The following is a 1,300-nucleotide window of genomic DNA, read 5'->3' as shown; positions in this document are numbered from 1 at the left end:
GGGAATAACACAGAGGGACGAAAGAAATAATTTAAAAAAGGAAATACGGTAAGAGAATTAACAAGTAAAAAACGAAGAGGACGAGTCGACGCGACCATAATGAATAACGCAACAACGTAACACACATGATTACAGAAAATAATAGCTGCACCATGGGTCGGAATATGATCTCTACCAAGAACATGAAACCGATACATTACATGGATCAGTAAATAACATATGAAACGTTGGGTAAACTCTGGCACTTGCGAGTACACATATAGCAGCACGATTAAGTTAAGCACCCCGACAAGCATAAATAATTCAGGGATACTCCACTGAAATACACCCAGTAAGACTATTGATAATACTGCGGAGCCAACCATAAATAAGGCATTAATAATGTTATTCGCCGCGATAGCTTGAGCACATTCTTGTTTTTCTGCGCGAGTTTGAATAAACGCATACAGTGGCACAATGAATATCCCGCCACTTAGGCCGACAAGAAACAAATCGATCATGACACGATAGTGCTGAGCATTACCAATAAATGACTCGAAACTATACACAAAACCTGGCTCGACAACCTCTAGCGGAATAGCCCCTATCATGTCAAAACTAAATACGCTCAAGCCCAATACCCCAAAGGGTAATAAGCCTAACTCAACATGCCCAAACGAAAAACGTTCACACACGTAAGAGCCAACAGCAATACCGACCGAAAATAATGCAAGTAATAGTGATACGACGGTGGCATCGGCATGTAAGTGTAACTTGGCAAAATTAGGAAACTGAGTCAAATAAGTCGCCCCTAAGAACCAAAACCAGCTAATGGCTAAAATAGCCATCCAAATAGAAGTGGTTTGTCGTGCTTTACTGATACAACGCCAAGTACCAGAAAATAGCGAAAACTTACTTGGGTTTAAATCGCCTTGGGCAGGTAATGAAGGAATAGCACGACTAGCAAGATAACCACAAATCGCCAACACACAGACAATGATTGCAGCCCAGGTTAAGCCATTATCGATAGATACCACCAAACCAGCGCTTAACGTGCCAACCAGAATTGACAAAAAGGTGCCCATTTCAACCAGAGCATTACCTTTAACTAATTCCGCTTCACTTAAGGCTTGAGGTAATAATGAGTATTTTACTGGACCAAAATAAGCCGATTGGCTACCGGTTAAAAATAGCAGCAGCAACATCACCATATAACTTTGGCTGATAATCGCGATAGCCGCTGTAGACATAATAATCAGCTCTAATAACTTTAGCCGTCTGATCAGTTTTGCCTTATTCATATTGTCAGCCACGATACCAG

The 1,300-nt window shown here is 41.1% G+C and carries 1 protein-coding gene; it reads right to left on the bottom strand.

What is annotated here, in order from left to right:
• A partial coding sequence (locus tag H5202_RS22585; protein ID WP_182773992.1) for an MFS transporter occupies positions 1-1,300 on the bottom strand: 1,300 nt, incomplete at both ends.

Source organism: Shewanella sp. SG41-4 (genome assembly GCF_014164505.1).
In the GTDB taxonomy this organism is placed as follows: domain Bacteria; phylum Pseudomonadota; class Gammaproteobacteria; order Enterobacterales; family Shewanellaceae; genus Shewanella.
Note: the sequence above shows the minus strand (reverse complement) of the source record. Positions and strands in the feature narration are given on the sequence as shown.